Source organism: Amycolatopsis acididurans, assembly GCF_012328925.1.
Lineage (GTDB): Bacteria > Actinomycetota > Actinomycetes > Mycobacteriales > Pseudonocardiaceae > Amycolatopsis_E > Amycolatopsis_E acididurans.
This window is the reverse complement of the sequence record NZ_JAAXLS010000068.1, coordinates 1-22456: the sequence shown is the minus strand read 5'-3', so window position 1 is coordinate 22456 and position 22456 is coordinate 1. Positions and strand designations below refer to the sequence as shown.

Sequence of the window (22456 nt, the reverse complement as noted above, 5' to 3'; positions counted from 1 at the left end):
GTGATCCAGTCACCACTCACGTTCATTTAAACGAGTACTATAGTAAAAACTAGTCTAGCCGATCTGAAATGCGCTGAGGAGACTTCGGGGATCGAAACCCCGTCCGTCCCCAACTCGTCGACAGAGGAGAGCACCATGACCACCACCGGCCCCGAACTCGACGTCCGCCAGGAGATCCCGGCACGACGCCACGAACTCATCTTCGCGACCTACGGCGCGCTCGTAGTCGGCGAGAACTTCGTGCTGGTCAACGACCACGATCCCAAGCCGCTGTACTACCAGTTCGCTGCCGAACACACCGGCGAGTTCACCTGGGACTACCTGGAACACGGCCCCGAGGTGTGGAAGGTCCGCATCGGACGCACCGTGCGCTGACGAACAGCGGGACGCGGGCGGGGGCGCACCCCCGCCCGTGCTCCCGCCCGGCTCGCGCAGTATGTCCGCGACCAGGCTGGTGAGCATCTCCGCCAGCAACCGGGCCGCATTCGGATGCAGGCCGACCCGCTCCGCGACGTCGGCCACCCCACCGGTTCGCCCGCCGCGCGAAGCACGGCCATCTCGGCGCGGCACTGCTATGTGCGCCGGTAGTGGTAGGACCATCGGCCGCCGGCCTGGGTCGCCCACCATGCGGGTGGGCGGACCCGAGGTAGGGGATATTGTTCCGGCTCAGGAAGTTCGGGACTGATCGCAATATTCAGGTGGATGATCCTCTTGGCCAACTGCCGGGGAACGTCCGAGCCGGATACCGGCAATCCGTTCTCGACGAGCACAGGCAGGGGAACTCTGCCCAGGGCCTCCCATTCGTCCTGCCACATACGAATGCGTCGCCACGCGCTGGTCGTGATCGGCCCTCTGGAAACACTCACCGCATAACCGGACAACCGCAATGGGTCGGAGTGCGAATGACCCCTTAGAATCGGGCCGACCATCGGCTTGCGCAGCTTCTCCGGATCGCCGATGTTCAATCCGCGGCACCAGTATGCCCGGAAGAGCAGTCGGCGTATGTCGTCGGCGACACCGGCTCCGTATGCCTCGGCGTAACCGGCGACCGCGGCTTCCGTCTTCGGTACGAATTCAGGCACCGTCCAGGTAACTTGTTCGTCGGGCAGGAGCAAATCGCGCATCTCCGTCAACTCGGTGTCCAGCGCCTGTCGGCCGGCAACATCGAGCCGGCGGCCCGTCACCGGCAGCCGTGGCGCCTGCTCCACCGCGCGCCAGTCGACGTCGATCCCAGCCGAACGCAGCGCGTCCACCCGTTTGCTCGCCAAGTAGCAGAATGCGCTACTGAAATCCCCATAAATGATCAGACTCATGTGCTTCACCACTGGTTTTCACTTGTGCCTCGCACCGTTGACCCGCACCATGCTGCGGCTTGTAGCGCCGTGCACCTAGTGCTCTAGGCCCTCGAAGATCAGGACCAAAGCCCTGCCCGGCATGTGGGGCTACCCGCGGCCGTTTGCGAGTACCGCGACATCGCGGATATCCCGCAATCGTTCCTCGATCTTGCGCTCGAGGCTGCTCTGGATCCACCGGCTGAAAGGGCGCAGGGGCGCGCGCGGCGTCAGTGTTTCGTGGTGGTGCAGGCGGCAGCCGGTGGGCGAGTCCGTTATCTCGTACCTCAACTCGCCCGACCACCACATGCTGGTGAAGCGCATCGCGAGGACATGCGGTTCGGCGGCCTCGGTGACGGCGGAAAGGACATGCATCCACAGGCCGGGCGCGAACCTGACGCTTTCGTGCCATTGGGTGCCGACGCGCGTGGGGCCGGGCGGCGTCTTCACCATTTTTACCGCGGCGCTTCGGGGAATCGGTTCGGCATTCTGGATGTCGGCGAGGAATGCGTAAACCGTGGTGGCCGGCAACGGAATGTCCATCCCCAGGTCGATCATCACACGCTGGTTCATCCTCGCAGCGTGCTGGGCCTGACGACATCAGGCTAGAGTCGATTGTCTCCCCTTCAAAGGTATAGCGCACCCCCGGGCTTGCGGCAAGGCCCCGGTCATGCCGCAGAGTTCGTCAGCCAAAACTTGGGCGTTGAAGGGGGATTTCGTGATTGACGTGATCGTGGTCGGGGCCGGGCCGACCGGTTTGATGCTGTCCGCCGAGTTGCGCCTGCACGGCGTCGACGTGCTCCTGCTGGACAAGGACACCGAGCCGACGCGGCAGGTCCGCGCGCTCGGCCTGCACGCGCGCAGCGTGGAGATCATGGACCAGCGCGGCCTGCTGGACAAGTTCCTCGCGCTCGGCACGCGATACCCGCTCAGGAACAGCTTCGCCGGCATCTTCAAGCCGCAGCCGGAGCGGATCGACACCGCGCACACCTACCTGCTCGGCATTCCACAGACCGCCACGGAGCGGCTGCTGACCGAGCACGCCGTCGCACTCGGCACCGAGATCCGGCGCGGTTGCGAAGTGACCGGGCTCGGCCAGGACGACGCGGGCGTGACTGCCGTGCTAGCGGACGGCAGCGAGTTGCGGTCGCGCTACCTCGTCGGCTGCGACGGCGGCCGCAGCACCGTGCGCAAACTGCTGGGCATCGACTTTCCCGGCGAGCCCGCCAAGATCGAGTGGTTGCTGGGCGAGATGGAGGTGGGCGTCTCCGCGGAGACGGCGAGCGCCGTGGCCGCGGCGGCGCCCAAGCCCGCCGTCCAGTTCGGACCCTCACCCCACGACGACGGCGCGTATCGCTTTGTCGTGCGCACCGAGGACGTGGCCGAGGACCGCACCGTGCCGCCGAGCTTCGAGGAGTTCAAACAACGGCTGCGCACCCTCGCCGGCACCGACCTCGGCGTGCATTCACCGCGTTTCCTGTCCCGCTTCGGCGACGGCACGCGGCTGGCACAGCGATACCGGGAGGGCCGGGTGCTGCTGGCGGGCGACTCGGCGCACATCCATCCGCCGCTGGGCGGCCAAGGCCTCAACCTCGGCGTCCAGGACGCCTTCAACCTCGGCTGGAAGCTGGCCGCCGAGATCGACGGCTGGGCTCCGGCAGACCTGCTCGACACCTACGAGACCGAACGGCGCCCGGTCGCCGACGACGTCCTGAACAGCGTCCGCGCGCAGTCCGAGCTCCTGTCCGCCGAGCCGGGGCCGCAGGCGGTACGCCGGCTGCTGACGGAGCTGATGGACCTCGAAGACGTGAACCGGTACCTGATCGAAAAAGTCACGGCGATCGGGATCCGCTACGACTTCGGAGAGGGCCATGAACTGCTCGGCCGCCGCCTGCGGGACATCGGGCTGAAACAGGGACGGCTCTACGACCGGATGCACGAGGGCCGCGGGCTGCTGCTCGATCAGACCGGCCAGCTTTCGGTTGCGGGCTGGGAAAACCGGGTCGACCACGTCGTGGACGTCAGCGAGGAGCTGGCCGCGCCCGCCGTGCTGCTGCGGCCGGACGGGCATGTCGCGTGGGTCGGCGACGACCAGCAGGAGCTGCGTGATCACCTGCCACGGTGGTTCGGCGCCTCGACGGACTGACTCCCAGTTCTGTACTTGCCGGTAAATTTTTGTTTCTCCACGCTGGTGTTCATGGCACTCGATCAGTACTACCTGCTCGGCAAATCCGGGCTTCGCGTCAGCAGGCTGTCGCTGGGCACGATGAACTTCGGCAAGGACGGTTTTCACGCTCCCTACGGCAGAACCGAGGAGGAGGCCCGCCCGATCTTCCGGCGTTACGTGGAGGCCGGCGGCAACTTCATCGACACCGCGGACTTCTACACGGCCGGGGATAGCGAGAAGATCCTCGGCAGGCTGGTCGCCGGGATCCGCGACCGGCTGGTGATCACCAGCAAGTTCACCAACAGCATCGATCCCGGCGACCCGAACGCGGGCGGCAACGGCCGCAAGCACATGATCCGCGCGGCCGAGGCGTCGTTACGGCGCCTCGGCACCGATTACCTCGACCTCTACCTGCTGCACACCTGGGACCGCATCACACCGGTCGAGGAGGTGCTGCGCACGTTCGACGACCTCGTGACGGCGGGCAAGATCCGTTACGCGGGCCTGTCCGATGTGCCCGCCTGGTACGCGGCACGGGCGCAGACACTGGCCGAGTCCTGTTCGCTCGCGCCGATGATCAACCTGCAGCTGCCCTACTCCCTCATCGAGCGGACGATCGAGACCGAACACGTCCCGGCGGCACAGGCGCTGGGCCTGGGCATCACGGCGTGGAGCCCGCTGGGCAGCGGTTTTCTCACCGGCAAGTACCGCAAGTCCGGTGAGGGCCTGTCCGGCGAAGGGCGCCTGACCGGTGCCGGCGGCGTCGGCTTCGAGTGGACCGAGCGGCAGTGGGCACTGCTCGAAACACTGGGAACGGTGGCGGAGAAGCTGGGCGTGACGATGGCTCAGGTCGCGCTCAACTGGGCCGCCACCCAGCCGGGCATCGCGTCGGCGATCGTCGGGGCGAGCAGCGCCGAGCAGCTCGACTCGTCGGTGGCGGCGCTCGATTTCGACCTGCCCGCGCAGCTGCGTGCCGAACTGGACGAGGCCAGTGCCGTGCCCGTGGGCAAGCCGTACGTGATGTTCACGCCGCAGTACCAGTCGTGGCTGATCAACGCCGGCGCCAAGGTCGGCGACGAACCGCGCGGTTACCGGCCCGCGGTACGCAACTGGGTCCCGGCACGCAAATAGTCGAGGCAAAGGTCCAAAGCGGACTCCAGGTGCTCGGCGGAACCGGTGGCCATCAAGATCGTCACGCCGCCCTGGATCGCGGCGATCAGCGCCTGCGCCGCGCGCACCGGGTCGACGTCGCGGGCGATGTGGCCACTGTCCCGCATGTGCTCGACGCCCGCCTGGATCTCCTGCTGCCACCCCACGAGCAACTGCCGGGTGACGGCCTGCGCGGCCGGGGTGTGCCTGCCGATCTCGGTGATCAGTACACCGAGCGGGCAGTGCACACCCTGCCGCCGGTAGCGCGCGACGACCGCGTCACGCCACCGGTCCCATGCGGCCCACGTAATCAGCCGGCCGAGGTGGGGCTGCTGGTCCTCCAGCACCCGGTCGGCCTCCCGCTGCGCGACGGCGAGCAGCAGTTGTTCCTTGCCATCGGGAAAGTAGTGGAACAGCTGGCTCTTGCCGGTGCCGCTGCGCCGGCAGATGTCGTCGAGGGTCGTCGCGCCCACGCCACGCTCGCGGATCTCGGCCGCCGCCGCGTCGATGATCCGCAGGCGGGTCGCGGCCCCTTTCTTGGTGAGCACGGTTGCATTATCCCCGGCGCCGGCACGGTCTCCGGCTCGCGCCGGGGGTGACTGACGCGGCCCTTCCTCGCCGCGCCCGGGCGGTACCTGCGGCATCTGCTCACCGACTAGTCACTTTTCGCCCCTTGTGGCACGATTTCGCAGGTGAGCAGCAGTCCCGACCTCGCCGACCTGGCCCGGTTGCGCCGCGTGCGCGACCGGATCGACCGCGAGCACGCCGAACCGTTGAACGTCGAGGCGCTCGCTCGGGGCGTGCACATGTCGGCCGGGCATCTCAGTCGCGAATTCCGGCGCGCCTACGGGGAATCGCCGTACTCCTATCTCATGACGCGGCGCATCGAGCGCGCCATGGCACTGCTGCGGGTCGGCGAGCTGAGCGTCACCGAAGTCTGCTTCGCGGTCGGCTGCCAGTCGCTCGGCACCTTCAGCACCCGGTTCGCCGAACTTGTTGGCATGCCGCCAAGTGCGTACCGCGATCTCGCCGTCACCGCGGCCGCCGGGCTGCCCGCGTGCGTCGCCAAACAGGTCACCCGACCGATCAGGAATCGAGAAGCGCCGGTCTCGGAATCACAGTTAGCGTGAGCGACATGGACATCACCATTCACACCACGCCCCTTCCGCACGAAGACCCGGAGGCCTCGCTGGCCTTCTACCGCGACGTTCTCGGCTTCGAGGTCCGCCAGGACGTCGGCCAGGGCACGATGCGCTGGATCACCGTCGGCCCGAAAAACCAGCCGGACACCTCGATCCTGCTCGCCCCACCCGCCGTCGATCCCGGTATCACCGACGACGAGCGCCGCGTGATCAAGGAGATGATGGCCAAGGGCACCTACGGCTGGATCCTGCTGGCCACCAAGGACCTCGACAGCACCTTCGAACGCGTGCAGGCCGCGGATGCCGAGGTCGTTCAGGAGCCGACCGAGCAGCCCTACGGCATGCGCGACTGCGCCTTCCGCGACCCCGCGGGCAACATGGTGCGTATCCAAGAACTGCGATGAACCCCGCTCCCCGCTCCCGCGCGCAGCGCCGGCGGGACACCGAGCACCGGCTCGGCCACGACGTCGACCTCTGGGTGGCGACCGCGTCGGCGGACGGCACGCCCTACCTCGTGCCGCTGTCGTTCGACTGGGACGGTGTGGCACTGTTGATGGCCACGGCGAAGGACTCGCCGACCGCGCGGAACCTCGAGACCGGCCGGTCCGTTCGACTGGCGTTGGGACCCACCCGCGACGTGGTCATGATCGAAGGCGACGTCGAGGTCCTCGATCTCGACGCGCTGCCGACGGAGCGGGGAGACCGGTTCGCCCAGCACACCGCATTCGATCCGCGGGTGCTCGCCACCCCCTACCACTGGTTCCGCGTCACGCCCCGCCGGATTCAGGCGTGGCGGGAGGTGAACGAATTACCCGGCCGCGAGTTGATGCGCGACGGCCGATGGCTGGTTCGACCGATGGAGAGACGATGAGCACCCCGACGCATGTAGCCGACAGCCACGACCTGATCCGCGTGCACGGCGCCCGCGAGAACAACCTCAAGGACGTCGACGTCGAGATCCCGAAGCGCAGGCTGACGGTCTTCACCGGGGTCTCCGGCTCCGGCAAGAGTTCACTGGTCTTCAGCACGATCGCCGCGGAATCGCAGCGGATGATCAACGAGACCTACAGCGCGTTCATCCAGGGTTTCATGCCGACGCTGGCCAGGCCCGAGGTCGACGTTCTCGACGGCCTCACCACGGCGATCATCGTCGACCAGCAGCGGATGGGCTCCGATTCGCGCTCCACGGTCGGCACCGCCACCGACGCCAACGCCATGCTGCGCATCCTGTTCAGCAGGCTCGGCAAGCCGCACATCGGTTCGCCGCAAGCGTTTTCGTTCAACGTCGCCTCGATCAGCGGGGCGGGCGCGGTCACCATGGAACGTGCGGGGCAGACCGTGAAGGAGCGCCGCAGTTTCTCGATCACCGGCGGCATGTGCCCTCGTTGCGAGGGTCGTGGCTCGGTCAACGACTTCGACCTGACCGAGCTCTACGACGAGACCAAATCGCTCAACGAGGGCGCGCTGCGCATCCCCGGGTACAGCATGGACGGCTGGTACGGCCGCATCTTCCGCGGCTGCGGCTTCTTCGACCCGGACAAGCCGATCCGCAAGTTCACCAAGAAGCAACTGCACGACCTGCTCTACAAGGAACCGACCAAGATCAAGGTCGAGGGCATCAACCTGACCTACGAGGGGCTGATCCCGAAGATCCAGAAGTCGATGCTGTCCAAGGATGTGGAGGCCCTGCAGCCGCACATCCGCGCCTTCGTGGAGCGCGTGGTCACCTTCACCGTCTGCCCCGAATGCGACGGCACCCGGCTGTCCGAACCGGCGCGGTCCTCGAAGATCAAGGGGATCAGCATCGCCGACGCCTGCGCGATGCAGATCAGCGATCTGGCCGAATGGACGAAGAGCGTGAAGGACGCCTCGGTCGCGCCGCTGCTGGCCTCACTGCGGCACACGCTCGACTCGTTCGTCGAGATCGGACTCGGCTACCTCTCGCTCGACCGGCCCGCGGGCACGCTCTCCGGCGGCGAGGCACAGCGAACGAAGATGATCCGGCACCTCGGTTCCTCGCTCACCGACGTCACCTACGTGTTCGACGAGCCGACCATCGGCCTGCACCCGCACGACATCCAGCGCATGAACAACCTGCTGCTTCGCTTGCGTGACAAAGGAAACACGGTGCTCGTGGTGGAGCACAAGCCGGAGACGATCGCGATCGCCGATCACGTCGTGGACCTCGGTCCCGGTGCCGGTACCGCGGGCGGCACGGTGTGTTTCGAGGGCACCGTGGGCGGGCTGCGCACGAGCGACACCGTCACCGGGAAGCACCTGGACGACCGGGCCTCGGTCAAGGAGACGGTCCGCGAGGCCACCGGCGCGCTGGAGATCCGTGGCGCGAACGCGAACAACCTGCGTGACGTCGACGTCGACATCCCGCTCGGCGTGCTGTGCGTGATCACCGGCGTCGCCGGATCGGGCAAGAGCTCACTGGTGCACGGGTCGATCCCCGCCGACGAGGGCGTCGTCGCGGTGAGCCAGGCGCCGATCAAGGGTTCGCGGCGGAGCAACCCGGCGACCTACAGCGGGCTGCTCGACCCGATCCGCAAGGCGTTCGCCAAGGCCAACAACGTCAAGCCCGCGCTGTTCAGCGCCAACTCCGAGGGCGCGTGCCCCAACTGCAACGGCGCCGGCGTCATCTACACCGACCTGGGCATGATGGCCGGGGTGAGCAGTACCTGTGAGGAGTGCGAGGGCAAGCGGTTCCAGGCTTCCGTGCTGGAGTACCACCTCGGCGGCCGGGACATCAGCGAGGTGCTCGCGATGCCGGTGGCCGAGGCCAGGGAGTTCTTCGGCGACGGCGAGGCGAAAACGCCCGCGGCGCACAAGATCCTGACCTACCTCGACGACGTGGGGCTCGGCTATCTCAGCCTCGGCCAGCCGCTGACCACGCTGTCCGGCGGCGAGCGGCAGCGGCTCAAGCTGGCCACGCACATGGGCGACAAGGGCGGCGTCTACGTCCTGGACGAGCCGACCACGGGCCTGCACCTCGCCGACGTGGAGCAGTTGCTGGCGCTGCTGGACCGGCTCGTCGATTCCGGCAAGTCGGTGATCGTCATCGAGCACCACCAGGCGGTCATGGCGCACGCCGACTGGATCATCGACCTCGGTCCCGGCGCGGGGCACGACGGCGGGCAGATCGTGTTCGAGGGCACGCCCGTCGATCTCGTCGCCAAGCGCTCCACCCTCACCGGCGAACATCTCGCGGCCTATGTGGGCACCTGACCCAGAGGGTCAGTACCGCTGCGCGTACGCCGTCGGCGGTTCGCCGAACAGGTCCTTGAAGTCGCGGGCGAAGTGGGCCTGGTCGGCGTATCCGAGGTCGGCCGCGAGGGCCGCCCAGTCGACCGGGGCACCGGACTCCAGGCGGGCGGTCACCTCGCGCAGGCGGTAGCGGCGGATCACCCACTTCGGGCCGACGCCGACGTACTCGGCGAACAGCCGTTGCAGCTGCCGGACGCTGGTGCCGCACCGGCGGGCCAGGTCGTCCACACGCGTGAGTTCCGGGTGTTCGGCGATCGTGGCGACGATGTCGGCGGCCTCGAACGCGGCGGGGTCGGAGGCGGGAAGGTGCGTGTGGAGAAAAGCCTCGACGGCATCGCGGCCCGGCTCGGCGGGCAGGTCGCGGAAGATCTCTCCGGCGTCCACCACCCGGTCGGTCAGCGCCGAAACCGGCCCGCCGAGAAAAGGCCGGAAACACCCTGGCCGGAACGCCACCCCGAACACGCCGCTGTTCCCGGCCAGCACTCGTGTGGTGAACCTGGTCGCGACGCCGGTCACGGTGGCGGTGCCGTCTCCGAAGGTGAGGTGCACGTTCGGGTAAGGCACGATCTTCTGCCGGTACGGCTCGCGGTAGCGCCACGACACCACCCAGTACCGCTCGACCCACCGGGCCAGCTCCGGCGCCGGGGCCAGGAACCCGTGGCGCTGGAACCGCGTCCACGCGCCCCCGAGCTCACGGGAATCCCTCGCCACCAGCCCAGCCTATGTCGTGTTTGTTCAAGACGCGGCGCCGGAAGCGACCCTACGGTGAGCACATGTACGTAGCACCTGCGGCCACCTGCCTGCAAGAAGTCGTCCGCGACATCGAGCCCGACCAGCTCGGCACGCCCACCCCGTGCCCGGACTACGACGTGCGCGGGCTGATCAACCACCTGCTGTTCTGGGGTCCCTCGCTCGAGGGCGCGGCCAGGAAGGAGACCGTGCCGCCGCCCGCCGAATCGGAACACGATCTCGGTCTGACGGCCGCCGACCTGCTCGCCCAGCTCGACCGGACCGCCAAGGCCTGGAGCGAACCCGGCGCGTGGAACGGCGTCACGCACATGGGCGGCCCCACCGAACTGCCCGCCGCGCTGGTCGGCGGCATGATCGCCACCGAGTTCATCGTGCACGGCTGGGACCTCGCGACAGCGACGGGCCAGTCCATCACCCCGCCGGACGACCTGCTCGACTACCTGCTGGACGAGGTCGGCAAGACCGCGGAGCAGGCCCGTCAGATGGGCGTCTACGGGCCGGAGGTCGCGGTGCCCGCGACGGCGCCGAAGCTGTCCCGTCTGCTCGGCCTGACCGGTCGCGACCCCGGCTGGACCGCGAACGGCGGTTGAGGCCGATTCGCCACGTAAGCTGGAGATCGTGCGGACTCGACCGACCCTGACCTGGGAGGCCACCGGCGACCCGCTACCGCGCACCGATCGGCTCGACGAGGTCGTGGACGTCCTCCGGCAGGGCCGGGTCGCGGTGCTCAGCGGCGCCGGGCTCTCCACCGAATCGGGCATCCCCGACTACCGCGGCGTCACCGGCAGCCTCCGGCGGCACACGCCGATGACCTACGACGAGTTCGTCACCAGCGAGGACGGTCGCCGGCGGTACTGGGCACGCAGTCACGTCGGGTGGCGCACGATCGCCCGCGCCCGGCCCAACAGCGGGCATCGCGCGGTCGCCGCGCTCCGGGCGCGTGGGTTCGTCTCCGGGGTGATCACGCAGAACGTCGACGGTCTGCACCAGGCCGCCGGCACCCCGGATGCCGTGGACCTGCACGGCAGCCTGGACCGGGTGATCTGCCTCGGCTGCCGCCGCACCAGCCCGCGCGAGCACCTCGACGCTCGCCTGACCGCCGCGAACCCGCATTTCGTGGCGACGGCGACGCAGGTCAATCCCGACGGTGACGCGGACCTGGCCGCTGAAATCGTCCGCGATTTCCGGTTGGTGGACTGCACGGTGTGCGAGTCCGGTGTGCTCAAACCGGACGTGGTGTTCTTCGGCGAGAGCGTGCCCAAGCCGCGCGTCGAGCAGTGCTACCGCCTGGTCGACGAGTCACGCGCGCTGCTGGTGCTGGGCTCCTCGCTCGCGGTCATGTCGGGCCTGCGTTTCGTGCACCGGGCGGCGAAGGCGGGCAAGCCGGTGCTGATCATCAACCAGGGCATCACCCGCGGTGATCCACATGCGACGGTCCGGGTGGACCGGCCGCTCGGGCCGGCCCTGACCGAGCTGGCCGCCACCCTCAGCGAGCCAGGATTCCTTTGAGGACAACCAAAGCGCGATTCCGATGCGCGTCCATTTCGGACACCAGCGTGTCGGCGTCGCCACGGCGGGCCGCGTCGAGGATCGCGTCGTGCGCGTGCACGGCGTTGCGCCGTTCCTCCGCCGCGTTGTAGTACATCGCGCGGTAGGCCTCCGTCGAATCCCACAGCAGGCGGATCAGGCGCATCGAATGCACCTGGTCCGGGGACTCCAGCAGCCCGAAGTGGAACCGGCGATTGGCCTCCAGCTCCGCTGCCACGTCCCCGCGCTCGGCGGCGATCTCGCAGTCCTGCGCCGCGAGTGCGACCCTGGCGAGCGCGTCTTCGTCCAAAGTGGGCAGTGCGTGGCGCGCCGCGCGCTCTTCGAGTACCTGGCGTAGCTCGTAGATCTCCTCGAGGTCGGAGATCCGCAGTTCGGTCACGAAGTACCCGCGCCGCGGCCGGTAGCCGACCTGCCCTTCCTGCTCCAGCACGCGCAGCGCCTCGCGCACGGTGGCGACGCTGACGCCGAGCCGCTCGGCGATGTCCTCCTGCAGCACGCGCTGGCCCGGCCGCAGCTCACCCGCCACGACCGCGCGCCGCAGCCCGTCCAGCGCGTGCTGCGTCGTCGTCGCGGGCGCGGCGGACCGCGAAACCGTCACCGGAACGCCTGGATCCCGGTGAGCGCGCCGCCCACCACGAGCGCGTGCACGTCCGCCGTTCCCTCGTAGGTCACCACGGACTCCAGGTTGTTCATGTGCCGGATCACCGGGTACTCGAGCGTGACCCCGTTCGCGCCGAGCACCTGCCGCGCGGTGCGGGCCACTTCCAGCGCGGCGTTGACGTTGCCGAGCTTGCCCATGCTGACCTGCTCCGGCCGCAGCCTGCCCTCGTCCTTGAGCCGCCCGAGGTGCAGCGCCAGCAGCGCGGCCCGGTTGACCTCGAGCGCCATCATGGCCAGTTTCTGTTGCTGGATCTGGAAAGACGCGATCGGCTTGCCGAACTGGACGCGGGTCTTGCTGTAGTCGAGCGCGGCCTCGAAACACGCCCGGGCCGCACCGGCGGCGCCCCAGATGATGCCGAAGCGGGCCTCGTTCAGGCACGACAGCGGGCCGCGCAGCGACGACACCTCGGGCAGCACGGCGTCGGCGGGCAGCCGCACGTCGTCGAGCACGAGCTCCGAGGTGACCGACGCGCGCAGCGACAGCTTGCGGTGAATGTCGTTGGTGGTGAAACCTGGCGTGCCCTTGGGCACCAGGAAACCGCGCACGCCTTCGTCGGTGCGTGCCCACACCACGGCGACGTCTGCCAGCGAGCCGTTGGTGATCCACATCTTGCGCCCGTTGACGATCCAGTCGTCGCCGTCGCGGCGGGCGTTGGTGCGCATCGCGCCGGGGTCGGAACCGGAGTCGGGCTCGGTGAGGCCGAAGCAGCCGATCGCCTCGCCCGCGGCCATGCGCGGCAGCCACTCCTGCTTCTGTTCCTCCGAACCCCACTTCCAGATCGCGAACATCGCCAGCGAACCCTGGACGGAGACCAGGCTGCGCAGGCCGGAATCGCCCGCCTCCAGCTCCATGCAGGCAAGGCCGTACGCCGTCGCGCTCGTGCCGGCGCAGCCGTAGCCCTCGAGGTGCATCCCGAGCACGCCCAGCTTGCCCAGTTCGCGGGCCAGCTCACGCGGGATGCGGGCCTCCTCGAACCACTCGCCCACGTTGGGCACGATCCGGTCCCGTACGAACGCCCGCACGGTGTCGCGGATGTCGCGTTCCTCGTCCGACAGCGACCCGTCAAGTTCGAGGAAATCGGTCGGGGAGGGGGTCTGGCTGGCCATGACTTGCGCTCCTTGACGGCTTCGGAAGGCGGCTTCTACGCTGATCTTCGATTTTCGAAAATCGAAAGAAAGTGTCTCAGATGACCTCCGCACTCGACAACCTCAGGGTGGCCGACTTCTCTCGCGTGCTCGCCGGGCCGTTCGCCACGATGATGCTGGCCGACCTCGGCGCGACGGTGACGAAGATCGAACGACCGGGCGCCGGTGACGACACGCGATCGTGGGGCCCGCCCTACACCGAGGACGGCGAGGCGACCTATTACCAGTCGGTCAACCGGAACAAAAGCAGCGTGGTGCTCGATCTCGGCGACCCCGCCGACCTGGCGCGCGCACGCGAGATCGCGCTCGGTTCGGACATCGTGGTCGAGAACTTCCGGCCCGGTGTGATGGACCGGCTGGGCCTCGGTTACGACGAGCTGAGCGCCGTGAAGCCGGGGCTGATCTACTGCTCGATCACCGGTTTCGGGCGGGGTGCGGGCGCGGAACTGCCGGGCTACGACCTGCTCATCCAGGCGCTCGGCGGGCTGATGAGCGTGACCGGCGCGCCGGACGGGGAGCCGCAGAAGGTCGGAGTGGCGCTGGTCGATGTGGTGACCGGGTTGTTCTCGACGGTCGGCATGCTCACCGCGCTGCGGCATCGGGACCAGACCGGGCAGGGCCAGCGCGTCGAGCTGAACCTGCTGTCCTCGCTGCTCGCGGCGCTGGTCAACCAGAGCGCGGCGTACACGGCGGCCGGGGTCGTGCCGCGGCGGATGGGCAACCAGCATCCGAGCGTGGCGCCGTACGAGCCGATTCCGTGCGGCTCGGGTGAACTCGTGCTCGCCGTCGGCAACGACCGGCAGTTCGCGACGTTGTGCGAGGTGCTCGGCGCGCCGGCGCTGGCCGAGGACAGCCGGTTCGCGACGAACGCCGCCCGGGTGGCGAACCGGCCCGCCATGCGCGCGGAGCTGGAGCGGCTGCTGGCGCCGCGGCCCGCGTCGGAGTGGGCGCCGCTGCTGACCAAGAACCGGGTGCCGGCCGGCGAGGTCAACGACGTGGCGGGCGCCTTCCAGCTCGCCGAAAGCCTCGGCCTGGACCCGATCGTGCGGCTACCGCGCCCCGACGGGTCGACGGTCGGCCTCCCCCGCAACCCGATCGGCCTCTCCGTCACCCCACCCCAGTACCGCACAGCTCCCCCAACTCTCGGAGCACACCACCCACCCACCTAACCCCCGCGCGAGTCCAGACTTCCGCGCGCCCGAGTCCAGACATCCAGGCGAGCGAGTCCAGACATCCGCGCGCACGGAAACCTCAACTCAGGCGCACAGAAGTCCCGACTCGGGCGCGGAGAAGTCTGGACTCGCGGGGCGCGCGGAAGTTCGAACTCACGCGCGCGGAAGTCCCGGCTCGAGCGCGCGCAAGGGCGGACTCGGGCGCAGGCAACCCAGGACTCGCCTGCACGGAAGTCCGGACTCGGGCGCAGGCAACCCAGGACTCGCCTGCACGGAAGTCCGGACTCGGGCGCAGGCAACCCAGGACTCGCCTGCACGGAAGTCCGGACTCGGGCGCCCGGAAGTCTCGACTCGCGGGTGGGGTGGGGTGGTTAGGCGTCGGCTAGGTGGACTTCGATTCGTAGGTCTTCGCCGTCGGGGGTGAATTCCAGTGCTTCGATGTTGCCTGCCGCGCGTAGGTCCGCGCCGATCGCGTTCAGGGTTTCGACCTGGCCGGCCGGGCCCTGGACGCGCACGATCTCCACCGGCGAGCGCATCGAGCGCTTGGCGTCGCTCTTCGCCTTGCGGATCGCGCTGATCGCGGTGCTGGCCAGCGTGATCACCTCGGCCTTCGCGGCCTCAGCCGACTCCGCGGTCGGCCAGGCCGCCGTGTGCACCGAATCGGTGTGCCACCACGACCACGCCTCCTCCGTGCAGTACGGCAGGAACGGCGCGAACAGCCGCTGCAGCGACGACAACGCCTTACGCAACGCGAGCCGCGCCGACTGGGTGGCCGCGCCACCGTCCTCGTCGTAGGCGCGCTGCTTGATCAGCTCCAGGTAGTCGTCGCAGAAGAACCAGAAGAACCGCTCGATCCGCTCCAGCGCCGTGGTGTACTCGAACGCTTCGAGCGCCTCCGTGGCCTGCCGCACGACATCGTCCAAAGCGGACAGCATCGCGTGGTCGAGCGTCTCGGTGATCGAAGCGCCCTCGGCCGGCTCCGGGAAGCTCAGCGCGAACTTGCTGGCGTTCAACAGCTTCGTGGCCAGCCTACGACCGATCTTCATCTGGCCCTGGTCGAACGCCGTGTCGGTACCCGGCCGCCCGTTGGCCGCCCAGTACCGGACCGCGTCAGGGCTGAACTGCTCCAGCAGGCCCAGCGGCGTCACGACGTTGCCCTTGGACTTGCTCATCTTCTTGCGGTCCGGGTCGAGGATCCAGCCCGACAGCGCGGCGTGGTACCAGGGCAGCGTGTCCGACTCCAGCTGCGCGCGCAGCACCGTGGCGAACAGCCAGGTGCGGATGATGTCGTGCGCCTGCGGGCGCAGGTCCATCGGGAACGTCTGCGCGAACAGCTCCGGGTCCTCCTCCCAGCCGCAGACGATCTGCGGGGTGAGCGAGGACGTGGCCCAGGTGTCCATGATGTCCGGGTCCCCGACGAAACCGCCGGCCTTGCCGCGCTGGTCCTCGGTGTAGCCCGGCGGGACATCGGACGACGGGTCGATCGGCAGCGCGGCCTCGTCCGGCAGGATCGGCGCGTTGTAGTCCGGCTCGCCGGAAGCGTCGACCGGGTACCAGACCGGGAACGGCACACCGAAGAACCGCTGGCGGCTGACCAGCCAGTCACCGTTGAGGCCGCGGACCCAGTCGTCGTAGCGGGCCTTCATGTACGTCGGGTGCCACCGCAGTTCCTCGCCGCGCCGCAGCATCTCGTCCTGGTGCGCGATCGAGCGGATGAACCACTGCCTGCTGGAGACGATCTCCAGCGGCTTGTCGCCCTTCTCGTAGAACTTGACCGGGCGCACCGTCTTCTTCGGCTCACCGTCGAGGTCACCGGACTCGCGCAGCATCCCGACCACCCGCTCGCGCGCGGTGTGCACGGTGGCGCCGGCCAGCTCGGCGTAGGCCTTGCGGCCCTGCTCGCCGTCCAGCCCGGCGGGCGGCTCGGCCAGGATGCGGCCGTCGCGGCCGATGATCGTGCGGGTGGGCAGCTTCAGCTCGCGCCACCACTGGACGTCGGTGAGGTCACCGAAGGTGCAGCACATCGCGATACCGGCACCGCGCTCCATCTCGGCGGCCGGGTGCGCGACGACCGGCACCTCGACGCCGAAGACCGGCGAGGTGACCGTCTGCCCGAACAGGTCCTGGTAGCGCTCATCGTCCGGGTGCGCGATCAGCGCGACGCACGCGGGCAGCAGCTCGGGCCGGGTCGTCTCGATGTGAACCGGGGTGCCGTCGTGCTTGTGGAAGCTGACGCGGTGCCACGCGCCGGCGTGCTCGCGGTCCTCCAGCTCGGCCTGCGCGACCGCGGTGCGGAACCCGACGTCCCACAGCGTCGGCGCCTCGGCCTGGTAGGCCTCGCTCTTGTGCAGCAGCCGGAGGAACGCGCGCTGCGAGACGCGCTGCGCGTAGCGGCCGATGGTGGTGTACGTGCGGGACCAGTCGACGGAGAGGCCGAGGTGGCGCCAGGTCTCCTCGAACGCCTTCTCATCCTCGGCGGTGAGCTGCTCGCACAGCTCGACGAAGTTGCGGCGCGAGATGCTCTGGACCGGGCGCTCGCCCTTCTTCATCACCGGCTCGGGCGCGGTGAAGTCCGGGTCGTAGGGCAGCGACGGCTCGCAGCGGACGCCGTAGTAGTTCTGCACGCGACGCTCGGTGGGCAGGCCGTTGTCGTCCCAGCCCATAGGGTAGAAAACGTGCTTGCCCCGCATTCGCTGGAAGCGGGCGATGATGTCGGTGTGCGTGTAGGAGAAGACGTGGCCTACGTGCAGGGAGCCGCTCACGGTCGGCGGCGGTGTGTCGATGGAGAACACCGCGGCTCGGTCACCGGGGGCTTCGAACCGGTAGACGCCGGCCTGCTCCCACTGGTCCGCCCACTTGGCATCCAGACCGTCCAGCGCTGGCCGGTCCGGCACGTTCGGCGTGGTCTCGGACACGCGCTTTGCCACCTCATCTAAATGGTCATGCGGGAATTTGGTTATCCAAGTCTAGCCGGGGCCATCGAATCGATTTTCAGCTAGGCAACTTGTACAGCAGCATCAGCCCATCGGTCGCCATATCGGACAGATTGACCAGCGAAACAAGTAACTCTTGCCCAGTCTATCGCCGCCTGGGCAGGCTTTTTGCATGGACGCACGCAGGCTCTACCGCGACATGCTCGTCGCGCGGCGGATCGACGAGGAGGCGATCGCGCTGCAGCGGCAGGGCGCGCTGCCCGGCTACGCGCCGTCGAAAGGCCAGGAGGCCGCGCAGGTCGGCAGCGCCGCGGCGCTCGATCCGACCCGCGACTTCGCCTTCCCGACCTACCGTGACCTGGGCGCGGCGGTCGCGATGGGGGTCGATCTCGTCGGCTACCTCTCCACGCATCTGGGCACCTGGCACGGCGGCATGTACGACCCGGTGGCGTCCCGGTTCGCGCCGTTCAACGCGGTCGTCGGCGGGCCGGTGACGCATGCGGTCGGCTGGGCGATGGGCGCCAAGCTCGACGGCACCGGCGGCGCCGCGATCACCTATTTCGGCGACGGCGCCAGCTCTCAGGGTGACGTGCACGAGGCGATGAACTTCGCCGGCGTGTACCGGCTGCCCGTGGTGTTCTTCTGCCAGAACAACGGCTGGGCGATCTCGGTGCCGACCGATCGCCAGGTGGCGGGTGGGTCCGTCGCCAAGCGCGCCGAGGGATACGGGATCGAGGGGGTGCGCGTCGACGGCAACGACGTGCGCGCGGTGTACGAGGCGACCCGGCAGGCGCTGCGCAGCGGCGAGCCGGTGGTCATCGAGGCGATGACCTACCGGATGGGTCCACACTCCACTTCGGACGATCCCGGCCGCTACCGCTCGCTGGCGGAGGAGCAGGCTTGGGCCGAGCGCGATCCGCTGCGCCGGGCCGCTCGTGAGCTGACCGAAACCGAGCTGAATGAGGCCGAGGCGCATGCCGACGAGGTGACCCGCCAGGTTCGCGAGGGCCTGCTCGCGCTCGGCGACCGGCCGGGCGAGGAACTGTTCGACTTCGTCTACCGCGAGCCGACGACGGCCCTGCTGGAGCAGAAGCGCGCGTGGAAGGAGGCCTCGGATGTCTGACTGTTCGTTGCAACAGGCCCTGAACATGGCGCTCCAGCACGCCTGCGAGGACGACGACCGGGTGCTGATCTTCGGTGAGGACGTCGGCGGGCTCGGCGGCGTGTTCCGGGTGACCGATGGCCTGCAGAACAAGTTCGGCGCGGAGCGCGTGTTCGACACCCCGCTCGCGGAGTCCGCGATCATGGGCATGGCGGTCGGACTGGCGCTCGCCGGCTGGCGGCCGGTGCCGGAGATCCAGTTCGACGGGTTCAGCTATCCCGCGATCGACCAGATCGTCAACCAGGTCGCGCGTATGCATTACCGCAGCCGGGGCAAGGCGAACATGCCGATCACCCTGCGGCTGCCCAGTTTCGGCGGCATTCGCGCCCCGGAGCACCACGGCGAGAGCCTGGAGTCGCTGTTCGCTCACGTGCCGGGCCTGAAGGTGGTGTCGCCGTCCTCGCCCGCCGAGGGCTATCACCTGCTGCGCCAGTCCATCGCCGATCCCGATCCGGTGATCTTCATGGAGCCGAAGTCGCGGTACTGGCACCGCGAGCCGTTCGATCCCACAGCCGAGATCGAAACGCTGCCGGTCGGCACGAGCCGCGTCGTGCGGCCAGGGAGGCACGCGACGCTCGTGGCGTGGGGCGCGATGGTTTCCCGCTGCCTGCAGGTCGCCGAGCTGGCGGCGGAGGACGGCGTGGAACTGGAGGTGCTGGATCTGCGCTGGCTCAAGCCGATCGACGCCGACGGCCTCGCCGGATCGGTGGCGCGGACCCGGCGCGCGGTGATCGTGCACGAGGCGCCGCTGACCGCCGGGCTCGGCGCCGAGGTGTCCACACTGATCACCGAACGCTGCTTCGACACGCTCCGCGCGCCTGTCCAGCGGATCACGGGCTACGACGTGCCTTACCCCTCCGGCGCGCTGGAGGACGAGTACCTGCCGAGCATCGACCGCATCCTGACCGGGGTGCAGACCGTACTGGAGTACCGCCGTGGCTGAGGTGACGTTCCCGCTTCCCGATCTCGGCGAGGGCCTGATCAGCGCGACCGTGCTGGAATGGCTGGTCGCCGAGGGTGACTTCGTCGAGCGCAACGCGCCGCTGATCGAGGTCGAGACCACCAAGTCCGCCGTCGAGATCCCGTCGCCGCAGTCGGGGCGGGTCCTGAAGCTGCACGTGGGCGAGTCCGAGGAGCTGTCGGTCGGTGATCCGCTGGTGACCTTCACCGTCGAGGACGACAAGGCCGGGATCGTCGGCACGGTCCCGCAGGAGCGCAAGGCCACACGGCGCGTCCGCCTGACCCCGCCCGAGGACTGAGCATGTTCGCGACGGCCGATGACGGCACGAAGATCTACTACGAGGTGGTGCCGGGCGAGCGTCCGGTGCTGCTCGTGCACGGGTTCGCCTCGGACGGCAGGCGGAACTGGGCCGACACTGGCTGGCTCCGCGCGCTCGACGGCCGCGGCGTGGTGACCGTGGACCTGCGGGGGCACGGCCAGAGCGACGAGCCGGGAACGGGATACTCGCCCGAGACCCTGACCGACGACGTGACGGCCGCGCTCGACGCCGCCGGTATGTCCACAGTGGACGTGGTGACTTATTCGATGGGCGGGCTGATCGGCTGGGAGCTGACCCGCCGGGGCCGGGTGCGCAGGCTCGTGCTCGGCGGTATCGACGGGCGTCCGGTGTCCGAACGGGACATCGAACCGATGGGCGGCCCCGCTGCCTGCGCCGAAGGCATCGCTGGGCACGGAATCGAGGGCACGGCAACGGTTCCGGTGCTCGTGGTAGCCGGAGAGGCCGACGATATCGCGGCGGAGGCCGGGAGTTTCGCGGCACGCATCGGTGCGGAGTTCGTGCCGATCCTGAAGCGGAACCACTTCAACGCCGTGTCCAGCCGCGCCTTCAAACAGGCCGCGGTCGAGTTCCTGGAGAACCGATGACGCCCCGGCTTCGCGCCGCCCTCGACGACATTCCCGTCTACCGCGCCGGTGAGGCGCTCGCCGGGCTGACGAAGCTGTCCAGCAACGAGAATCCGTTTCCGCCGCTGCCCGGGGTGCTCGACCGTGCGGTGGCCGCCGCGGCCGAGATGCACCGCTACCCGGATTTGTCCGCGGCCGAGCTGATCGGTGAGCTGGCGAAACGCCTCGGGGTGCCCGAAGATCACCTGGCCGTGGGCACCGGCAGCGTCGGCGTGCTGCAGCAGATCGTGCAGACCGTCGCGCAGCCCGGCGACGAGGTCGTGTATCCCTGGCGGTCCTTCGAGGCCTACCCGATCGTCGTGCGGATTTGCGGGGCGGCGACCGTGGCGGTGCCACTGGCCGCCGGTGCGCGCCTCGACCTCCGAGCGCTCGCCGCCGCGGTCACCGATCGCACCAAACTCGTGCTCGTCTGCTCGCCCAACAACCCGACGGGGCCCGCGGTGCGGCGCGAGGAGTTCGCGGCGTTCCTCGACGCCGTTCCCGAGGACGTGCTCGTGGTGTTCGACGAGGCCTACGTCGAGTTCGTGCGCGACGACCACGCCGCCGACGGGCTCGATTTCCTCGCCACGCATCCGAATCTGTGCCTGCTGCGCACGTTCTCCAAGGCCTACGGCCTCGCCGGGCTGCGCGTGGGCTACGCGGTCGCGCATCCGACGGTCGCGGAGGCGATCCGGAAATGCGCGGTGCCGTTCGGGGTGTCCTCGATCGCGCAGCACGCGGCGATCGAATCGTTGCGCAGGCAGGACGCGATGCGGGCACGCGTGGACGCGGTGGTCGCGCAGCGGCGGCGGGTTCGCGAAGCGCTGCTGCGCCAGGGCTGGGCGGTACCGGACACCGAGGCGAACTTCGTGTGGCTGCCCACCGGCGTCCAGACCCCGGCCTTCGCGGCCGAATGCCGGCGGGCGGGTCTGCTCGTGCGGCCTTTCGCGGCGGAGGGCTGCCGTGTCACGATCGGCGAGCCGGAAGACAACGACGCCTTCCTCGAGACCGCCGGGAGATGGTTCGATGGACGCCGCCGAGTTGCGGGAACTGCAGGCCCCGCTTAAACAACGCTACCGGGACGACCCGGACACCGCCGTGATCACGCTGAGCGCGGACGCGGAGCTGTCCGGGACGGCCGTGTCCTGCAAGGTCAGCACCGGCCGCGCCGTGGTCGAGGCGGGGCTGCATCCGGGCGCCGGTGGTGACGGCACGCTGGCCTGCTCCGGCGACATGCTGCTGGACGCACTGGTCGCGTGCGCGGGCGTGACGCTGCGGGCGGTGGCCACGTCGCTGGGGCTGGAGATCCGCGGCGGCACGGTGCGCGCCGAGGGCGATCTCGACTTCCGCGGCACGCTCGGGGTGGACAAGCAGGCACCGGTCGGGTTCCGCGCGATCCGGCTGTCGTTCGCGCTGGACACCGACGCCGACGCGGCGCGGCTGGAGACGGTGCAGCGGCGCACCGAGCGTTACTGCGTCGTGTACCAGACCCTGCGCGCCGCGACGGACGTCAGCACCACATTCGACGGTCTCACCCCTGCGGAGGCCGCCGACCCAGCACCGTGAGCGACCTCGTCACGGCGGGGCTCAGCCCTCGACGGCGGCCGGGTCCATCCACATGATTTCCCAGACGTGGCCGTCGAGGTCGGCGTAGCTGCGGCCGTACATGAAGCCGTGGTCCTGGGGCTCCCGCGTCTCGGTCCCGCCGGCCGCGAGCGCCTTGTTCACCAGTTCGTCGACGGCCTCGCGGGAGTCGGCGGACAGCGCGATGAGCACCTCGGCCGACTTCGTGGCGTCCACGATCTCCCTGTCCGTGAAGGTGCGGAAGTACTGCTCGGTCAGCAGCATCGCGTAGATGTCCTCGCTGATCACCATGGACGTGGCGTTCTCGTCGGTGAACTGCTTGTTGAACGTGTAGCCGACCTGGGTGAAGAACTCGATCGACTTCTGGAGGTCCTTGACGGGCAGGTTGACGAAGATCTTGGTGGACATGTGGGCTCCTAATCAGTTCTGGGAGTGAGCCATCCGGCACACTCCTGGTGTAGCTGGCCGGTAGGTGAGCACTGTGAGCTCCTGGACTTCGAGTCCTGAGCAAAGATCGTGCCCCTGCCGGTTGGTCGGGA

Annotated in this window: 24 protein-coding genes; 16 read left to right on the top strand and 8 right to left on the bottom strand. The window is 69.0% G+C overall.

Features of this window, described 5'->3' with window-relative positions; translation table 11 throughout:
• Positions 1-135 precede the first annotated feature (135 nt).
• The gene (locus HFP15_RS39020; RefSeq protein ID WP_168523078.1) at positions 136-375 is read left to right on the top strand and encodes a DUF2249 domain-containing protein; all 240 of its coding nucleotides are present in this window, start codon (positions 136-138) and stop codon (positions 373-375) included.
• A 197-nt stretch (positions 376-572) separates the two neighbouring features.
• Here HFP15_RS39020 and HFP15_RS39015 read toward each other — a convergent pair whose 3' ends face one another.
• Both HFP15_RS39015 and HFP15_RS39010 read right to left on the bottom strand, forming a co-directional pair.
• A complete protein-coding gene (locus HFP15_RS39015; protein ID WP_168523076.1) occupies positions 573-1313 on the bottom strand; it encodes a DsbA family oxidoreductase in 741 nt (246 codons plus the stop codon).
• A gap of 129 nt (positions 1314-1442) precedes the next feature.
• A complete protein-coding gene (locus tag HFP15_RS39010; protein WP_168523074.1) occupies positions 1443-1904 on the bottom strand; it encodes an SRPBCC family protein in 462 nt (153 codons plus the stop codon).
• 145 nt (positions 1905-2049) lie between these two features.
• Here HFP15_RS39010 and rox point away from each other — a divergent pair, with 145 nt between their 5' ends.
• Both rox and HFP15_RS39000 read left to right on the top strand, forming a co-directional pair.
• Positions 2050-3477: a rifampin monooxygenase gene (gene rox, locus HFP15_RS39005; RefSeq protein ID WP_168523072.1), complete on the top strand. Its 1428-nt coding sequence runs from the start codon at positions 2050-2052 to the stop codon at positions 3475-3477.
• Positions 3478-3528: 51 nt separating this feature from the next.
• Positions 3529-4629 (top strand): aldo/keto reductase, encoded by a 1101-nt coding sequence (locus HFP15_RS39000; protein WP_168523070.1) that lies wholly within the window; start codon positions 3529-3531, stop codon positions 4627-4629.
• Here the strand turns inward: HFP15_RS39000 and HFP15_RS38995 are convergent.
• Positions 4587-5195: a TetR/AcrR family transcriptional regulator gene (locus HFP15_RS38995; protein WP_312871968.1), complete on the bottom strand. Its 609-nt coding sequence runs from the start codon at positions 5193-5195 to the stop codon at positions 4587-4589. The two genes, HFP15_RS39000 and HFP15_RS38995, sit on opposite strands and share 43 nt — an antisense overlap.
• 144 nt (positions 5196-5339) lie before the next feature.
• Between HFP15_RS38995 and HFP15_RS38990 the strand changes: the two genes are divergently transcribed.
• The 4 genes from HFP15_RS38990 to HFP15_RS38975 are packed head-to-tail and all read left to right on the top strand — an operon-like array spanning position 5340 to position 9020.
• Entirely contained in the window at positions 5340-5777 is a 438-nt protein-coding gene (locus HFP15_RS38990) for a helix-turn-helix transcriptional regulator (RefSeq protein ID WP_168523066.1), read from the top strand.
• Between the two features lie 5 nt (positions 5778-5782).
• The gene (locus HFP15_RS38985) at positions 5783-6193 is read left to right on the top strand and encodes a VOC family protein (RefSeq protein WP_168523064.1); all 411 of its coding nucleotides are present in this window, start codon (positions 5783-5785) and stop codon (positions 6191-6193) included.
• Positions 6190-6660, top strand: a complete 471-nt coding sequence (locus HFP15_RS38980) for a pyridoxamine 5'-phosphate oxidase family protein (protein ID WP_168523062.1) — start codon at positions 6190-6192, stop codon at positions 6658-6660. The genes HFP15_RS38985 and HFP15_RS38980 overlap by 4 nt, the downstream gene beginning before the upstream one ends.
• On the top strand, positions 6657-9020 hold the full coding sequence (locus tag HFP15_RS38975; RefSeq protein WP_210718455.1) for an ATP-binding cassette domain-containing protein: 2364 nt from the start codon (positions 6657-6659) through the stop codon (positions 9018-9020). The genes HFP15_RS38980 and HFP15_RS38975 overlap by 4 nt, the downstream gene beginning before the upstream one ends.
• 9 nt (positions 9021-9029) lie before the next feature.
• On the opposite strand, the gene HFP15_RS38970 is transcribed toward HFP15_RS38975, so the two are convergent.
• Entirely contained in the window at positions 9030-9770 is a 741-nt protein-coding gene (locus HFP15_RS38970; RefSeq protein ID WP_168523058.1) for a helix-turn-helix domain-containing protein, read from the bottom strand.
• Positions 9771-9832: 62 nt separating this feature from the next.
• On the opposite strand from HFP15_RS38970, the gene HFP15_RS38965 reads away from it, so the two are divergent.
• Both HFP15_RS38965 and HFP15_RS38960 read left to right on the top strand, forming a co-directional pair.
• A complete protein-coding gene (locus tag HFP15_RS38965; RefSeq protein ID WP_168523056.1) occupies positions 9833-10399 on the top strand; it encodes a TIGR03086 family metal-binding protein in 567 nt (188 codons plus the stop codon).
• Between the two features lie 28 nt (positions 10400-10427).
• On the top strand, positions 10428-11318 hold the full coding sequence (locus HFP15_RS38960; protein WP_168523054.1) for an NAD-dependent protein deacetylase: 891 nt from the start codon (positions 10428-10430) through the stop codon (positions 11316-11318).
• Here the strand turns inward: HFP15_RS38960 and HFP15_RS38955 are convergent.
• Together HFP15_RS38955 and HFP15_RS38950 are read right to left on the bottom strand one after the other, a co-directional pair.
• A complete protein-coding gene (locus tag HFP15_RS38955) occupies positions 11296-11955 on the bottom strand; it encodes a GntR family transcriptional regulator (protein WP_168523052.1) in 660 nt (219 codons plus the stop codon). The two genes, HFP15_RS38960 and HFP15_RS38955, sit on opposite strands and share 23 nt — an antisense overlap.
• Positions 11952-13124, bottom strand: coding sequence for an acyl-CoA dehydrogenase family protein (locus HFP15_RS38950; protein WP_168523050.1), 1173 nt, complete (start codon positions 13122-13124; stop codon positions 11952-11954). The genes HFP15_RS38955 and HFP15_RS38950 overlap by 4 nt, the downstream gene beginning before the upstream one ends.
• Positions 13125-13204: 80 nt before the next feature.
• Here HFP15_RS38950 and HFP15_RS38945 point away from each other — a divergent pair, with 80 nt between their 5' ends.
• Complete coding sequence (locus HFP15_RS38945) at positions 13205-14332, top strand: CaiB/BaiF CoA transferase family protein (protein ID WP_168523049.1); 1128 nt, start codon at positions 13205-13207, stop codon at positions 14330-14332.
• 374 nt (positions 14333-14706) lie between these two features.
• On the opposite strand, the gene valS is transcribed toward HFP15_RS38945, so the two are convergent.
• Positions 14707-17250: a valine--tRNA ligase gene (valS, locus tag HFP15_RS38940; RefSeq protein WP_312871967.1), complete on the bottom strand. Its 2544-nt coding sequence runs from the start codon at positions 17248-17250 to the stop codon at positions 14707-14709.
• Positions 17251-17440: 190 nt separating this feature from the next.
• On the opposite strand from valS, the gene HFP15_RS38935 reads away from it, so the two are divergent.
• From HFP15_RS38935 to HFP15_RS38910, 6 genes are read left to right on the top strand one after another with little or no spacing between them, the layout of a single operon-like run.
• A complete protein-coding gene (locus HFP15_RS38935) occupies positions 17441-18391 on the top strand; it encodes a thiamine pyrophosphate-dependent enzyme (RefSeq protein ID WP_246272462.1) in 951 nt (316 codons plus the stop codon).
• Positions 18384-19373 carry an alpha-ketoacid dehydrogenase subunit beta gene (locus tag HFP15_RS38930; RefSeq protein ID WP_168523047.1) on the top strand — a complete coding sequence of 330 codons (990 nt, stop codon included), beginning with the start codon at positions 18384-18386 and terminating at the stop codon, positions 19371-19373. Before HFP15_RS38935 ends, HFP15_RS38930 begins: the two co-directional genes overlap by 8 nt.
• Positions 19366-19689 (top strand): biotin/lipoyl-containing protein, encoded by a 324-nt coding sequence (locus HFP15_RS38925; RefSeq protein WP_168523045.1) that lies wholly within the window; start codon positions 19366-19368, stop codon positions 19687-19689. The genes HFP15_RS38930 and HFP15_RS38925 overlap by 8 nt, the downstream gene beginning before the upstream one ends.
• A gap of 2 nt (positions 19690-19691) precedes the next feature.
• Positions 19692-20315: an alpha/beta fold hydrolase gene (locus HFP15_RS38920; protein WP_168523043.1), complete on the top strand. Its 624-nt coding sequence runs from the start codon at positions 19692-19694 to the stop codon at positions 20313-20315.
• Entirely contained in the window at positions 20312-21400 is a 1089-nt protein-coding gene (hisC, locus tag HFP15_RS38915; protein ID WP_168523041.1) for a histidinol-phosphate transaminase, read from the top strand. The genes HFP15_RS38920 and hisC overlap by 4 nt, the downstream gene beginning before the upstream one ends.
• Positions 21360-21899: an OsmC family protein gene (locus tag HFP15_RS38910; protein WP_168523039.1), complete on the top strand. Its 540-nt coding sequence runs from the start codon at positions 21360-21362 to the stop codon at positions 21897-21899. The genes hisC and HFP15_RS38910 overlap by 41 nt, the downstream gene beginning before the upstream one ends.
• 21 nt (positions 21900-21920) lie before the next feature.
• Here HFP15_RS38910 and HFP15_RS38905 read toward each other — a convergent pair whose 3' ends face one another.
• Entirely contained in the window at positions 21921-22325 is a 405-nt protein-coding gene (locus HFP15_RS38905; protein WP_168523037.1) for a VOC family protein, read from the bottom strand.
• Between the last annotated feature and the right edge of the window lie 131 nt (positions 22326-22456).

Bases quoted from the DNA above. Each gene is read 5' to 3' on its own strand.
- HFP15_RS39020 (WP_168523078.1), top strand. From the start codon at position 136: ATGACCACCACCGGCCCCGAACTCGACGTCCGCCAGGAGATCCCGGCA.
- HFP15_RS39015 (WP_168523076.1), bottom strand. From the start codon at position 1,313: ATGAGTCTGATCATTTATGGGGATTTCAGTAGCGCATTCTGCTACTTG.
- HFP15_RS39010 (WP_168523074.1), bottom strand. From the start codon at position 1,904: ATGAACCAGCGTGTGATGATCGACCTGGGGATGGACATTCCGTTGCCG.
- HFP15_RS39000 (WP_168523070.1), top strand. From the start codon at position 3,529: ATGGCACTCGATCAGTACTACCTGCTCGGCAAATCCGGGCTTCGCGTC.
- HFP15_RS38985 (WP_168523064.1), top strand. From the start codon at position 5,783: ATGGACATCACCATTCACACCACGCCCCTTCCGCACGAAGACCCGGAG.
- HFP15_RS38980 (WP_168523062.1), top strand. From the start codon at position 6,190: ATGAACCCCGCTCCCCGCTCCCGCGCGCAGCGCCGGCGGGACACCGAG.
- HFP15_RS38975 (WP_210718455.1), top strand. From the start codon at position 6,657: ATGAGCACCCCGACGCATGTAGCCGACAGCCACGACCTGATCCGCGTG.
- HFP15_RS38965 (WP_168523056.1), top strand. From the start codon at position 9,833: ATGTACGTAGCACCTGCGGCCACCTGCCTGCAAGAAGTCGTCCGCGAC.
- HFP15_RS38950 (WP_168523050.1), bottom strand. From the start codon at position 13,124: ATGGCCAGCCAGACCCCCTCCCCGACCGATTTCCTCGAACTTGACGGG.
- HFP15_RS38945 (WP_168523049.1), top strand. From the start codon at position 13,205: ATGACCTCCGCACTCGACAACCTCAGGGTGGCCGACTTCTCTCGCGTG.
- HFP15_RS38935 (WP_246272462.1), top strand. From the start codon at position 17,441: ATGGACGCACGCAGGCTCTACCGCGACATGCTCGTCGCGCGGCGGATC.
- HFP15_RS38930 (WP_168523047.1), top strand. From the start codon at position 18,384: ATGTCTGACTGTTCGTTGCAACAGGCCCTGAACATGGCGCTCCAGCAC.
- HFP15_RS38920 (WP_168523043.1), top strand. From the start codon at position 19,692: ATGTTCGCGACGGCCGATGACGGCACGAAGATCTACTACGAGGTGGTG.
- hisC (WP_168523041.1), top strand. From the start codon at position 20,312: ATGACGCCCCGGCTTCGCGCCGCCCTCGACGACATTCCCGTCTACCGC.
- HFP15_RS38910 (WP_168523039.1), top strand. From the start codon at position 21,360: ATGGACGCCGCCGAGTTGCGGGAACTGCAGGCCCCGCTTAAACAACGC.
- HFP15_RS38905 (WP_168523037.1), bottom strand. From the start codon at position 22,325: ATGTCCACCAAGATCTTCGTCAACCTGCCCGTCAAGGACCTCCAGAAG.